The organism is Rhizobium sp. 21-4511-3d (assembly GCF_053522545.1).
Map to the genome: position 1 here is coordinate 65,458 of NZ_JBNWCF010000020.1, position 13,300 is coordinate 78,757.

General features: G+C 61.8%; 11 protein-coding genes and 2 pseudogenes. 5 read left to right on the plus strand and 8 right to left on the minus strand.

Translation table 11 applies throughout. From position 1 onward, the window contains the following. Positions 1-24 precede the first annotated feature (24 nt). Together ACQZ5H_RS30050 and ACQZ5H_RS30055 are read left to right on the plus strand one after the other, a co-directional pair. Positions 25-1,964, plus strand: a pseudogene (locus ACQZ5H_RS30050) (hybrid sensor histidine kinase/response regulator). Positions 1,965-2,054: 90 nt separating this feature from the next. Then, entirely contained in the window at positions 2,055-3,704 is a 1,650-nt protein-coding gene (locus ACQZ5H_RS30055; protein ID WP_449099919.1) for a cache domain-containing protein, read from the plus strand. 108 nt (positions 3,705-3,812) lie between these two features. Here ACQZ5H_RS30055 and ACQZ5H_RS30060 read toward each other — a convergent pair whose 3' ends face one another. The 3 genes from ACQZ5H_RS30060 to ACQZ5H_RS30070 form a co-directional block, all read right to left on the minus strand. Continuing rightward, positions 3,813-4,046, minus strand: a complete 234-nt coding sequence (locus ACQZ5H_RS30060) for a DUF6894 family protein (protein ID WP_449099920.1) — start codon at positions 4,044-4,046, stop codon at positions 3,813-3,815. A gap of 28 nt (positions 4,047-4,074) precedes the next feature. Beyond that, a complete protein-coding gene (locus tag ACQZ5H_RS30065; RefSeq protein ID WP_449099921.1) occupies positions 4,075-4,584 on the minus strand; it encodes a response regulator in 510 nt (169 codons plus the stop codon). 273 nt (positions 4,585-4,857) lie between these two features. Next, positions 4,858-5,451 (minus strand): hypothetical protein, encoded by a 594-nt coding sequence (locus ACQZ5H_RS30070; RefSeq protein WP_449099922.1) that lies wholly within the window; start codon positions 5,449-5,451, stop codon positions 4,858-4,860. Positions 5,452-5,654: 203 nt separating this feature from the next. Between ACQZ5H_RS30070 and ACQZ5H_RS30075 the strand changes: the two genes are divergently transcribed. Continuing rightward, positions 5,655-7,538, plus strand: coding sequence for a diguanylate cyclase domain-containing protein (locus ACQZ5H_RS30075; RefSeq protein ID WP_449099923.1), 1,884 nt, complete (start codon positions 5,655-5,657; stop codon positions 7,536-7,538). Here ACQZ5H_RS30075 and ACQZ5H_RS30080 read toward each other — a convergent pair. Together ACQZ5H_RS30080 and ACQZ5H_RS30085 are read right to left on the minus strand one after the other, a co-directional pair. After that, entirely contained in the window at positions 7,535-7,942 is a 408-nt protein-coding gene (locus ACQZ5H_RS30080; RefSeq protein WP_449099924.1) for a CBS domain-containing protein, read from the minus strand. The genes ACQZ5H_RS30075 and ACQZ5H_RS30080 overlap by 4 nt on opposite strands. A gap of 141 nt (positions 7,943-8,083) precedes the next feature. Further along, positions 8,084-8,535 (minus strand): annotated as a pseudogene (locus ACQZ5H_RS30085) (DUF421 domain-containing protein). A 29-nt stretch (positions 8,536-8,564) separates the two neighbouring features. Between ACQZ5H_RS30085 and ACQZ5H_RS30090 the strand changes: the two are divergent. Beyond that, on the plus strand, positions 8,565-8,714 hold the full coding sequence (locus ACQZ5H_RS30090) for a hypothetical protein (protein ID WP_449099925.1): 150 nt from the start codon (positions 8,565-8,567) through the stop codon (positions 8,712-8,714). Positions 8,715-9,057: 343 nt separating this feature from the next. Here ACQZ5H_RS30090 and ypfJ read toward each other — a convergent pair whose 3' ends face one another. Beyond that, the gene (ypfJ, locus tag ACQZ5H_RS30095) at positions 9,058-9,969 is read right to left on the minus strand and encodes a KPN_02809 family neutral zinc metallopeptidase (RefSeq protein WP_449099926.1); all 912 of its coding nucleotides are present in this window, start codon (positions 9,967-9,969) and stop codon (positions 9,058-9,060) included. 129 nt (positions 9,970-10,098) lie between these two features. Between ypfJ and ACQZ5H_RS30100 the strand changes: the two genes are divergently transcribed. Continuing rightward, positions 10,099-10,254, plus strand: a complete 156-nt coding sequence (locus tag ACQZ5H_RS30100) for a hypothetical protein (RefSeq protein WP_183796398.1) — start codon at positions 10,099-10,101, stop codon at positions 10,252-10,254. 56 nt (positions 10,255-10,310) lie between these two features. Here the strand turns inward: ACQZ5H_RS30100 and katE are convergent, their stop codons facing one another. Next, positions 10,311-12,464, minus strand: coding sequence for a catalase (gene katE, locus ACQZ5H_RS30105; RefSeq protein ID WP_449099927.1), 2,154 nt, complete (start codon positions 12,462-12,464; stop codon positions 10,311-10,313). Positions 12,465-12,543: 79 nt separating this feature from the next. Beyond that, entirely contained in the window at positions 12,544-13,056 is a 513-nt protein-coding gene (locus ACQZ5H_RS30110; protein ID WP_449099928.1) for a YciE/YciF ferroxidase family protein, read from the minus strand. Between the last annotated feature and the right edge of the window lie 244 nt (positions 13,057-13,300).

Genomic DNA, 13,300 nt, shown 5'->3' on the forward strand with positions numbered 1-13,300 from the left:
CTCAATGAAATTCTCGGGGGAGAGATGACGGCTCACGTGGAAACATTGCAGACGGCCTCGATCGAAGGACGTTACCGTCTTCTTGTCGATGCGATCACGGACTATGCGATATATCTCCTCGACACGGGCGGGCACGTCAGCAGTTGGAATGCGGGCGCGCAGCGGTTCAAGGGATATGCCGAGAGCGAAATCCTTGGCGAACATTTCTCGCGCTTCTATACGCCTGAGGACAAGGCGGCGGGCATTCCCGCTACGGCCCTGGCGACCGCGGAGCGCGAGGGCCGCTTCGAAGCTGAAGGCTGGCGGGTTCGGAAGGACGGGGGCCGCTTCTGGGCGCACGTTGTCATCGATGCCGTACGCGACCGGGATGGCCGCCTCGTTGGATTTGCCAAGATCACGCGTGATCTTTCGGAACGCAAGCTCGCACAGGAGGAGCTGAAGCGTAGCGAGGAGCAGTTTCGCCGTCTGGTGCAGGGAGTGACGGATTATGCGATCTACATGCTCGACCCCGAAGGAAACGTGGCGAGCTGGAACGTCGGCGCTCAGCGGATCAAGGGGTACGACGCCGACGAGATCATCGGGCAGCACTTCTCGCGCTTCTATACGGATGAAGACCGTAATGCAGGGCTCCCTGCGACGGCGCTGTCGACCGCCGAGGTGGAGGGAAGGTTCGAGCGCGAAGGCTGGCGTGTTCGCAAGGACGGGACCCGCTTCTGGGCGAATGTAATCGTAGATGCGATCCGGAGCGAAGATGAAAAGCTCCTGGGCTTCGCGAAGGTCACGCGCGACATCACGGAGAAGAAGCAGGCTCAGGAAGCTTTGGAGAAGGCGCAGCAAGAGCTTTTCCAAGCGCAGAAGATGGAGGCCGTCGGCCAGCTCACCGGCGGCGTCGCGCACGATTTCAACAATCTTCTGATGGCAGTACTTGGGAGCCTGGAAATCGCGAAGAAGCGCGTCGCGGCGATGCCCGACGTCGAAAGTCTCATCGACAACGCCATCGCCGGCGCGAAGCGTGGCGCGTCGCTCACCCAGCGGCTGCTGGCTTTCTCGCGCAGACAGGATTTGCTGCTCGAACCTGTCGATGTCCCGTCCCTTGTTTCTGGGATGGCCGAACTGCTTCGCCGGTCCATAGGGCCGACGATCGAGATCGTCACGTCGTTCTCACTGGGACTTCCAAAGGTTTCAACCGATGCGAACCAGCTCGAAAGCGCTCTCCTGAACCTCGTCGTCAATGCCAGGGATGCAATGCCGGACGGCGGAACGATCACCGTCGCCGCGAGAGTCCAGGTGTTGGGGAAGGGCAGGTAAAGGATCTGGCTGCCGGATCGTTCGTTTGTCTCTCGGTGAAGGACGAGGGCGAGGGAATGGACGCCGAAACGCTTGAAAAGGCCGTAACCCCGTTCTTCACCACGAAGGGCGTCGGAAAAGGCACGGGTCTCGGTCTCCCGATGGTGCACGGGCTCATGGCACAGTCGGGGGGCAGCCTCGTGGTCAGATCGTCTCCGGGTCGGGGGACCATTGCGGAGCTCTGGATTCCCGCCGCCGACACGACCGTTCAACTCCAAAGACAGGTCGAGACGCAGCCCGTCGGGACGAACCGGAAGCTATATGTCGCCGCTGTGGACGACGACGCGCTCGTCCTTATGAACACCGCTCTTATGCTGGAAGATCTTGGTCACGACGTCGCGACCGCGAGTTCTGCCAAGGAGGCCCTGAAGCTGCTGGAGCAGGGGCCGCTTCCCGACGTGGTCGTCACGGATCATGCCATGCCACATATGACAGGCGCCGAGCTTTCTCGTGACGTCGCAAACCGTTATCCGACCGTTCCCGTAGTTCTCGCAACCGGCTATGCCGAACTCCCCGGCGGCGTCGACGTCCGCTGCTCGAAATTGTCGAAGCCGTTCTCGCAGCAGCAGTTGGACGGCGCACTGGCTGGCGCCTTGAAGGACGTCGAGCGGGGCTAGACTGATGGGCTGCTGGAGTTCCGCAAGTGGATTGCCGCCCGGTCTGGCAGGAACAGTGCGGTCGTAAGATGACGCCTGAGGGGACGCAAGATGAGGTTGAAGCTGGTGGCCGTGGCCATGGCGGCGCTTGCGCCGGTCGTGACGATGATGGGCTACAACGAGTTCGCTATGCGCCAGCAGCGCAGTCAAGAAGTGCGCGCTCAGGCGGCACAGGCCGCACGTCAGGCAGGCTCTGAAGTCGAGCGGATCGTCGAGGGGTCGCGGTCGCTCCTCGTTGCCATAACGGCGATCCCCTCCGTTAGGAATCGCGACGTCGCGCTGTGCAACGACGCGCTCGTATCCTTGGCGTCGAAGGTCCCGAACGTGCGAACGATCTTCGTCCTTACGCCCGAAGGTTCGCTGGTGTGTGGAAGCGCGGCTGTGCCCGCGGGAGCGACATTTGCCGATCGCGACTACTTCCAGGCTGCTATCAGGACGCAGGACTTCGTGGTCGGAACGTTCACCAAAAGCCGGATCGCCGGCACGCCGGTGCTGCCGCTCGCCATGCCGCTCGTCGAGAACGGTCAAGTGAAGGCCGTGATCGTGACCGGCATCCGTCTGGACTGGCTGCAGAGCCGGATAGAAGAGCGAGGGATAGCTCGGGGGAACGCGGTCACTCTCGCGGACGGAAACGGCACGATCGTGGCACGGGTGCCTTACGCGGAACGATTTGTCGGGACGGTAATCCCCGATGAATACCAGCATCTCATCCATTCGAGCGAACCTGGCGTTCTCGAAGTTCGGAGCCAGGACGGCACGCGCCGGGTGTTGGGGTATCGGCCCATCGCGCTTCCCGGCAGTCCTCTCTACGTCAGCGCAGGATTCTCGACGGACGAGGCCTTCGCACCAATCAACCGGGCCACCATCAACAATTCGATCGGCATCGCGGTGGGAGCAGCGATCGCCTTTATCCTCTCAATGTTCATCGGAGAGCGATTTCTGCTCTCGCCAATCGCTCGCATCGCCGGCGTCTTGGAGCGATGGCGCCGCGGCGAACTCGATGCGAGGACCCGCATGAAGGGACGGGACGAGCTGGGAGCCGTCGGAGCATCGCTGGACGCCCTGCTGGACGAACTCGACAATCGCCGAAGGCAGAGCGAGGCCGCGAACGATGAACGCGCGTTGCTGAACCGCGAGCTCTCTCATCGGGTGAAGAACGGCTTCACCCTGGTCCAAGCTATAGCCCGTCAGACTTTCGCCAAAAGCGAGCCGGACAAGTATCGCTCCTTTTCCGAACGTCTTGCCGCCCTCGCCAACACCTACGACATCATCCTCCTTCGGGAAGGTAGTTCCTCCTCGATAAGGAAGGTACTGTGCGCGTCGCTACGGGCGCACGTAGGCGACGGGGACGAGCGCATGTCCTTGCAAGGGCCGGAAGTCGTACTTCCTGCCGACGTCGCCCTCCCGCTTTCCCTGGTAATTCATGAGCTGGCGACCAACGCCACAAAATACGGAAGCCTGAGCTGCGAGGAGGGCAGGGTCGACGTTGACTGGCGCGAGGAAGATCGACGCGTGGAGATCCGGTGGCGGGAGTCGGGCGGCCCTGTCGTCGCCGCGCCGTCGCACAGGGGCTTTGGAAGCATCCTGATCGAACGCGCCTTCCCGGCGCAGGCCCGCGCTCTCACGCGGTCGGACTACCGTGAGGATGGCCTGGTCTTCGAGATGACCTTCGCATCGCCCGGTCTTGGCGACCCAGGCTAAAATGCCGCCTACGACGATCTCCGACCTCGCTCCTGCCTGGACGTGGGAATCATTGATGTCCGCAGGTCTACATGCGGATCGATTTCCGATGGCGTCCGGCGTCGGACACTACTCCATCCGCACAACATCTTTGAAGCCGACTAGCTCTAGGACATTGCCGTTTTCGTCGGCGATCTCGAACCGGCGGCCGTCCACCAGGGCGTCCTGAAGTACAAGCTCGGCGACCATCTCGCGCGCGGCTTGTCGAGCCTCCTCGACCGCCGCCGAAAGCGAAGGAAGCTCGGTCCCCTCGAGGTCTTCTTCGTAGGATTCGATGTCCCTGACATGAAAAAAGAACTTCATGCGTAGCCTCGTCAGTATGTGACAATGTTTACGCGCCAGGCCCTTTGAGCATCCCGACGACCGCGTCATACGCATAGGGCTTGGGAATGAACGATACTCCGCTGGCGAGATCGAAAGCGCCGAGGCGAACGTGACCGGACGTCACGATCACCCGAGTCCGAGGTGATCGGGCTCTTACGATCGCCATGAGGCCCAGCCCGTCGGTAGTCCCCGGCATGTTGACGTCCGTGAAGACCGCGTCGAATTCGCACCGTCGAAGCAGAACGAGCGCCTCGTCGGCGTTGCCCGCCTCAAACACCTCGAACCCCGCGTCTTCCAGAGCCTCGACGGTAGCGAAGCGGATAAGGGCCTCGTCGTCCACCACCATCACTCGCCTGACATGGTCGGTGGGTGCTGGCGGAGCTAGCTCATGCTGCTTGTCACGCCAGTTGTCGACGGCCTGCGACCAATGCTCCTGGTTGCGCCCATGGGGGCAGCCTTCCGCCCGCCAGATCTCATGTGCCCGTCTGCTGATCCAATCGTAGTCTTCATGCTGCATTGTGTCCTCCGGCGCCCGAGAAACGCCGCTCGCGAGGAATGGGTTCCGCGACAGCACCGCGTATCGCGGTCGCCGGAACAAGAGTCAGGTCATCCGACTGGACCGGACGGCTTCAGGCGGTTTGATGTTGTCGCTCCGCTCCTCGAGGGACCGCGATCCCGTAAGCCGTGGGCGCCGCCCAGCACGGCCGGAGAATCGCAGTGGCCTTGCAAGAAGCCGCGCCGGACGACAGACCCCCAACCAAGGGAGGCCGGCTAGGTTCCAGGGCGGACGTTAAATCGCTCCGTCGGCGTTTAGCGGCTTCGGCCGCCAGTATTCGTCGACCGGTCCCACAATGCTGATCCGGTCCCTGCACCAGTAGCGGGATAGGAAAGACGGGCTCGCCGCCAACTGCTTCCCGCTGCCGACGTCATCGACGTCTTCCAGCCGCTCGAAGCCGACATAGACGAAGTTCGTCGTAGAGGTGGTACTTCCGCTCTCGGAGGGGCCTCTCTCGCGATCTATAGTGACGGTTACTATTTCGGGAACCCGCTCGAATCCTTTCAGCAATTCCGAGGCTATCTGGGTCGAAAGGCGCCGGTCGCCGGCATACGCGCCGATGAACCCGTTGTATTGGAAATCGAGAAGACGGAAGGTCATCATGATGCCCTCGTCGTTGGCTACCGAGCCATCGGAGGTATGAAAGGCTCTTCCCGAAGAGACCTGCATGCCGTCGCGGCAGTAGCCATTGAAGTGATACCAGATCGGTCCGCGTGTCAGATACTCGACGGTCCAAAGCACCCTGTCGGTCACCGGCGCGTCGCCGGAAAGATCTGTAAGTTCCTGGAGGACTTCACGGAATTCTGCTCGGAAATTCGCAGGCTGCATTCTAGGTTCCCCATGACCAACGACCAAAACTTGCAGGAGCGTGCAAGGTTCCGCCACGACGCGGCAAAACTCTCGGAAAAACGACAGATCGTTGGTTTTGTCCGCTATTGGACCAAGATTGCGTTCGCCAGAAGTTCGTCTGTGGATTCCGCAGTTTTTTACGAATGCATGAAATAACGCTCATGAAAGTCCGGGGGACACGAATGAACTTGTGGCATGCACTTCTGCCTAACCTCGCCATCATCGCGATCGCGACGTCCGTCTGGATGCTAAGCCGCCGCCATGTCGTCAGGATCGGCGTTCGCGCCACCGACCTTGCCTTCGGGCTGGTGATGGGTGCCGGCGTTCTCGGCACGATGGCGATCCCGGTCGAATATCTTCCCGGCGTGTTCCTCGACGCGCGCTATACCCTGCTTGCAGTATCGGCTTACTTCGGGGGACCTCTGAGCGCGCTGTTCCCGCTTGCGGCGGCGATCTTGAGGCGACTGGCGATCGGAGGCGCGGGCGTCCCTGTGGCCATTCCTCAGATTCTTGCAGCAAGTCTCGGCGGGCTCCTTCTCCGCAGGATCATGCGAGGCCGCATCGACTCTTTCAGTCCCATGATCGTTGTCTCCTGCTGGGCGGCGGTTTGCGGCGTCGTCGGCTTCTATGTCCGCTACCCTGCGTCTTTCTGGGGCGAGGTTTCGGCGACGACGGTTCCGCTCGCGATCATCATCTTCGGCGCGACCCTGCTGTCCGGACTAGCCATCGTCCAGGAATTCAAGCGGCAGGCTGCGACCCATGAGAACTCGCTCTACCGATCGGTGATCGAAGCTCTGCCGGACTGCTTGAACGCCAAGGACAGGGACGGCCGTTTCATCGTTGCTAATCCGGCGACCGCGGAACTCATGGGTACGACTGTGCAACGGCTGGTGGGACGGACCGACAGCGACTTCTACGGTCGGCAGACCGGCGATCTCTTCCGGCTCCCAGAGCTGGAAGTCCTTAACACCGGCGGACCGGTGACCGTCGAGCAGCGCTTTGTTAGGACCGACGGCGCGGAAACCTGGTTGTCGACGTTAAAGGCGCCGCTCCGCGACGAAGACGGCGTCATTGTCGGAGTAGTGACGCACAATCGTGAGATCACCGAGCGCAAGCGTCTGGAGCAGGAACTCCAGGCGAGCCAGGCACGCCTGCGGGATGCGATCGAAAGCATGGCGGAAGGTCTCGCCATGTTCGACGCCGAAGGCGTCCTGGTCTTCCACAACGATAGGTTCAAGACACTCTTTCCCCTGACCGCAGACGTACGGGCTCCTGGCGAGTGCATCCGCACTATCGTCAGGGCATCGTTGGAACGCGGAGAGCAGCAGCGGCCTGCTAACGATCTCGAAGGGGTCGTGGAACGGACTGCCGACGTACTGATGAAGGCCGGCGAAAGAGCGATCCGGCTGGCGGACGGGCGGACGATCGACGCCCGCACAAGCCGGACCGGCGACGGCGGCGCAATCATCGTTTTCTCCGACGTGACGGTCCATCGCGAGCGCGAGGAGCGTCTTCGGGAGCTGAATGAGAGACTTGCGTCGCTTGCCAGTACGGACGGCCTCACCGGGCTCACCAACCGAAGGACCTTCGACGCAGCGCTCGCAGCCGCGGCCGGCCGCGGCGTCACGTCGCTTCTGATGGTCGACGTCGACCACTTCAAGGCGTTCAACGACGGCTACGGTCATCCTGAAGGCGACCAGTGCCTGAAGAACGTCGCCGCCTCTCTGTCCGAAGTCTTCTCCGGCGTGCGCGGAGCCGTGGTCGCCCGATACGGGGGCGAGGAGTTCGCGGTGATCCTACCGGGCATCCCATCGGATCAGGCTTGCGCGATGGGCATGCTGGCGACGGCCAGCGTAAGGGCCCTTGGCCTCCCTCATCTCTTCAGCGAGAAGAAGGTCGTCACTGTGAGCGTCGGTGTTTCGACCCACGCGGCGGGCGATGCGGCATGGCTGCTCAGGGCCGCCGACACCGCGCTCTACGCCGCCAAGGCGGCAGGAAGGGACTGCGTCCGGGACCACGGCGAGGCTCGACGTCGCCCCGCCCAGACCTCGGTCCAAGCCCGTTAATAGTTTTCGCTGACTTCTTGCAGAGTGACGCCCGCGAGCTCCTCATCAAGCTCGGCTATATCGCCGAGCGATAGAATTCCAGTGACCCGGCCCGCGTCGTCGAATACGAGAAGACGGCGCATCTGAAGTTCCGACATCCGGTCCGACGCCTCGCGGAGATCGTCGGTCTCCAGACAGCTTTCAACCCCGGCAGTCATGATTTCCGAAACGGGCTGTTCGAGGTCGAGTCCTTCCGCGACGGCGCGCACGACGATGTCGCGGTCGGTGACGACGCCGAGGATTTCGCTGTTGATGATCGGGATGATCCCAGAGTCGATTTCGGACATCAGCCTGGCGACGGACCTTATGCTCGCGTCAGGGCTTGCGGTCACGACTTGGCGGGTCATCACGTCACGTACGAACATCGGGCGATCTCCTTGCTTGCAGGAAGGAGTAATATCGGTCGCGGGCGAAGGTTCCGACTGCGGGGATCCACACCGGCGAGGGGCGCCGCTTCGACAGCAGGTCGATGTGCGGTAGCGACGACGGGTGGAACGGCCGGGCCTTCACGATCCCTTCTTCGGGATGACGCTGATGTTTCCGCTGACCTCGAGGATCGCAAACTTGATGTCCGCGACCTTCTCGATCCCCTCCTGTGAACGGGCCGCCTCCATGACATCCTCCTTGTCCAGACGGCAGCCTCGCAGGGCGCGTTCGTCGTACGTCCCGTCGGTGACAAGGATCGTCGGCACGCCGTCAATAACGTGGCCGACACGCGGCCACCATCTCTTCAGGTAGGAGAGACCGATGTCCGTGACGAAGAGAGTCAGGATAAGCAGGACCGTTCATTGGTGATCGAGAAGTCGTCGCCCAGCATCGCCTGCTGCGTGGTCTCGGAGATGACGAGCACGATGACCAGGTCGAACGGCGTCATCTGCGCGAGCGTGCGTCTGCCTGAAAGGCGAATGATGATGAGCAGCACGAAGTAGATGGCGAGCCCGCGTACGACGGCGCTCATGGTTTCTCCTAGGGCAGGATAAAGGCAGTGTGCTCGGCGACGTCGTCACCGATGCCGACGAGGAAGGCGCGGAGGCCCGGCTGCTGCGTGTGGAGCCTGAAAACTATCTTAGCCTCGGCCGCAGGATCGGAAACGAAGACGTAGCCGATCCTTCCATCCTTCTGGAGCGTGCCCTTTGAGGAGGGTCGACGCCTTCGATTGAAAAGGCTTCGAGGAATCTCCCATCGACGAACAGAATCTGGTCTTTATCGTCAGGAGCCAAGGCGACCCGCATTTCGTCGGGCGCGTTCCACCTGGAGATCGTCGGGATGTCGATCGAGCCGCCCGAGGAAGCGATCGTCGATGTCGCGAACATGCCCCCGCGGCCGAGAAGGCCCAGCAGGCACGCGATCAAGATCAAGGAAAATACGACCCACGCTATCCGCTGTGCCGCCCAGAAGCGACGCTGGAAGGCGCCATGGTCCTCGACTTCGGGTGGCGCTGGACGTGGAGGCTGCTTGCGGCTCTTCGTTCCGGCGGCCATCAGACAGGCCCGGAGAAGGTGTCACAGGCGGAAAGCTGCCCGTTGTCGAATCCTTGCTTGAACCACTTCACGCGTTGAGCTGATGTCCCATGGTTGAAGCTGTCCGGAACGACGTATCCCTGCGTCTGTTTCTGGAGCGTGTCGTCACCTATCTGCTGGGCCGCGTTCAATGCCTCCTCCAGATCGCCCGCATCCAGAATGCCTTTCTGCTGCGTGTACTTGCCCCAGATCCCAGCGAAGCAATCCGCCTGCAGCTCCACGCGAACCGACATCTTGTTAGCATCGGCCTCGCTCATCCGCTGCCTCGCTTCATTGAACTTCGGAAGGATGCCAAGCTGGTTCTGGACGTGATGGCCGACCTCGTGAGCCACCACATACGCCTCCGCGAAATCGCCGCTCGCGCCGAACCGGTTGCTCAGTTTTTCGAAGAACGCGGTGTCGAGATAGACCTTCTGATCCTCCGGGCAGTAGAAAGGACCGGACGCCGCCGAGGCGGCCCCGCATGCCGACCTTGTCTGGCCGCGAAACAGCACGAGCGTCGGATCATCGTAGGTTCGGCCCTGGGCCTGGAAGATGCCTTGCCAGGTGTCCTCGGTTTCCGCGAGGACGGTCTTCACAAACGCCGTCATCTCGTCCGTCGAGGCGGTCTGACTTCCCCCATTCTGCTGGTCGCTCTGATCATAACCGGTACTTCCCCCGTCCATGACTTGCACAAGATCGATGCCCATGGCCTTGAAGATCAGGTAGATCACGACGAGGAAGATGATGGTGCCGATGCTGAGACCGCCACTCCTGCGCCCGACGGGCAGGCTGAAGCCGCCGCCACGACCGAACGGACTTCCACCGAGCCCGCCGCCTTGACCTTGCCGATCCTCGACGTTATCCGACTGTCTTCTTCCCCGCCACTCCATCTCTACCTCTCGGTTCCTAAGTCGGGCGATAACCCGTCGCCGCAATGTTTGTTCCTGTACGCCGGAACCGTTAGAAGGCGCCCAAGTTCTTTACCGGAGACGCTAGGTCTCTCAACGGAGGAGAATGAAATGGCATCGACAGATACATCCAAGGGCGGTTCGAAATCGGGCAGCAGCAAAAGCGCTTCATCCGGGAAAGGCGCAAGCTCGTCATCCGGCAAGCAGGGCGGTTCGCACGAGCAGCACGTGAAGGCCGGCGAGCAGAGCCACAAGAACTCCAAGTAACCGCGAGCTGAGCGGCGAGGGAAGGGCGCGGATCACTCCGCGCCCTTCTTCAGTTCTTATTCCACGGGGGGCGAGGCCTTGCCGAGCTTTACCGAGGGCTCGCGTCCCCAGACGCGAAGCTTGCCAAGCTCTTCCACGAAGTTGGCAAGGCCGCCCGTCGTGTCCGACAGGGCGATCGTGCCCTCGTCCAGGGATCCGGAAATCCCGGCCTTGTCCAGGAGCGGCACCGCCGACGGGTCGTAGCCGATGTACTTGCAGTGCTGGAAGGCGTCCGCCACGAAGTCCCGCGCTGTCGCTTCCTTGACGAGGTCCTCGATCGCCTGATGCGACGTCAGAAGCGCGACGGCGTCGAAAAGCACCGATGGTCCGCCGTCGATCATATGGTGCGCCTGCACCCAGCTCCCGTCGTCCGCCGTCACGCCGCCGACCTTCGGAGCGATGATCTCGAACACGGCGTTCGCCTTGGTGACGGCCGCAGTCAGACCCTTCAGAAGCTTGGCGTCGACGCCGTCGGCTACGAGGATGCCGAGCTTCCGGCCCTCGAACCGCTTCGGTCCGCGCTCGACGATGCTGAGTGCGGGCGAGGCTTCAAGGTCCTGTCGTGTGGGCATCGCCGCGTCGGCAGGTTTGGGCATCGACTGAAAGCCGAGCTTCTGGGCGACCGTCGTCGCCAGCGTCTCATCGATGTTGAGCAGATGGGATACCATCCTTTCGCGGATCGCCGGGGTCTCCACCTTGCTGAGTTCGAAGGTGAGCGCCATGGCGATGTGGCGTTGTTCGGCCCCCGTCTGGCTGATGTAGAACTGGCGCGCCTGGCTGTAATGGTCGGCGAAGCTCTCCGGACGGAGGCGGACCTTCTGGCCATGCTCTTCGGCAGGGAAGTGACGGTACCCGCGGGTTGGGGATTCACGCGGTCCTTCGCCGAACGAGTTGGGCTGGTAGTTGACCCGCCCGACGGGATTGCGCATGGCCATATGACCGTCCTGCTGGAAGTTGTGCATGGGACACTTCGGCGCGTTGATCGGCAGATGGGTGAAGTTCGGCCCTCCGAGACGCTTCAACTGCGTGTCGAGGTAGGAGAAGTTTCGACCCTGCAGCAGCGGGTCGTTGCTGAAGTCGATGCCTGGAGGGACGTTCTGCGTCATGAACGCGACCTGCTCGGTTTCCGCGAAGAAATTGTCCGGCATGCGGTCGAGGACAAGACGCCCGATCGGCCGGACCGGCAGAATCTCCTCGGGGATGATCTTTGTCGGGTCGAGAATGTCGAAGTCGAAGCTGTCGGCGAAGTCCTGGCCGAAGAGCTGTACGCAGAGTTCCCATTCGGGGAAATTGCCCGACTGGATCGACTGCCAGAGATCGCGGCGGTGGAAGTCGGGATCCGCGCCGTTGATCTTGACCGCTTCGTTCCACGCGACCGACTGCAGCCCAAGCTTCGGCTTCCAATGAAACTTCACGAACGTCGACTTGTCTTCGGCGTTGACGAAGCGGAAGGTGTGGACCCCGAATCCTTCCATGAAGCGGAACGACCGCGGGATCGTCCGGTCCGACATGATCCACATGACCATGTGCATGCTCTCCGGCGTCAGGCTGATAAAGTCCCAGAAGTTGTCGTGGGCGGTCTGTGCCTGCGGAAAAGCTCGGTCGGGTTCCTGCTTGGCTGCGTGGACCATGTCCGGGAACTTGATGGCGTCCTGAATGAAGAAGACCGGGATGTTGTTTCCGACAAGGTCCCAGTTGCCTTCCTTGGTGTACATCTTCACGGCGAACCCGCGAACGTCGCGTGCGAGATCCGCAGAGCCCTTGTTGCCGGCGACCGTGGAGAACCGCACGAAGACCGGCGTCCTCTCGCCGGCACGCTGGAAAACGTCGGCACGTGTGATGTCCGACAAGGATTCGTAGGTCTCGAAGAAACCGTGCGCGCCGTAGCCGCGCGCATGGACCACGCGTTCGGGAATACGTTCGTGATCGAAGTGAAAGATCTTCTCGCGGAAGTGAAAGTCGTCGACGAGAAGCGGTCCGCGCGCACCGACACGTAGGGAATTCTGATCGTCAGCAATCGGTCCGCCCTGGGCCGTGGTCAGAACGTCGTGTCCGTCCTCGGCATACTGATGAAGCTCGCCGCCTGCACCGCGATGCAGTTGCTGGTCGTGGATGGTGACGGTGTCGCTTGCGGACTCGGAAGCCGCCGGTTTAGTTGGTCGCTTGGCCATTGCGATGTCTCCTGTCGTAAGATGGCGAATAACAAAAAGGCCGCCTCGCAAGACGGCCTTCCGGGGAAAGCGTGACGGCTCAGGCTGCCTTGGGTCCTTTGCCCTTGGCGTTCGCCTGAGCTTCGGCAAGCTGCGTCAGCTTGGCGTCGGTCGCTTCTTCCTCTTCGAGGTTTGCCTGCAGCAGCGGCACGGCGTCTGTCAGACCAAGCTGGTTGGCCCAGGCGATCAACGTGCCGTAGCGGGCGATCTCGTAATGTTCGACGGCCTGCGCAGAGGAGATCAGGCCGGCGTCGAGGGCCGGCGAGCCCTTGAACTCTTCCATGATCTCCTCGCCCTCGGAAATGATGCCCTGGATCGCCTCGCAAGTCTTGCCGCGGGCCGGTTTGCCGAGAATTTCGAACACCTGCTCGAGGCGTTCGATCTGGCCTTGGGTCTCGTCGCGGTGCTGCAGGAAGCCCGCCTTGCCTTCTTCCGATTCGGCGGCGCGCGCCATCTTCGGCAGCGCCTTCAAGATCTGTTTTTCCGCGAAATAGATGTCTTTCAACGTATCGAGGAAAAGATCATCGAGCGTCTTTGTGGAACTGGTAGCCATCATGTCCTCCTAGGTTTGGTTGGCCTGGTGGCCGGTTCTCTGCGGGACGGCGGTGTCGGCGCAGAGATCGAACACCAATGCGCACGCCTCGATTATGTTCCTCCGCTTTCAGACGGAGTTTCCCAACAGGCTCGAAATCGATATTGAAGTCGCGGGTGGTTCAATGGAGGCACCACGATGGCAGATGACAGGAAAAGCAAACACTGCAACGGACAGGCTAGCGGCACGACGGCATCCAGATAAG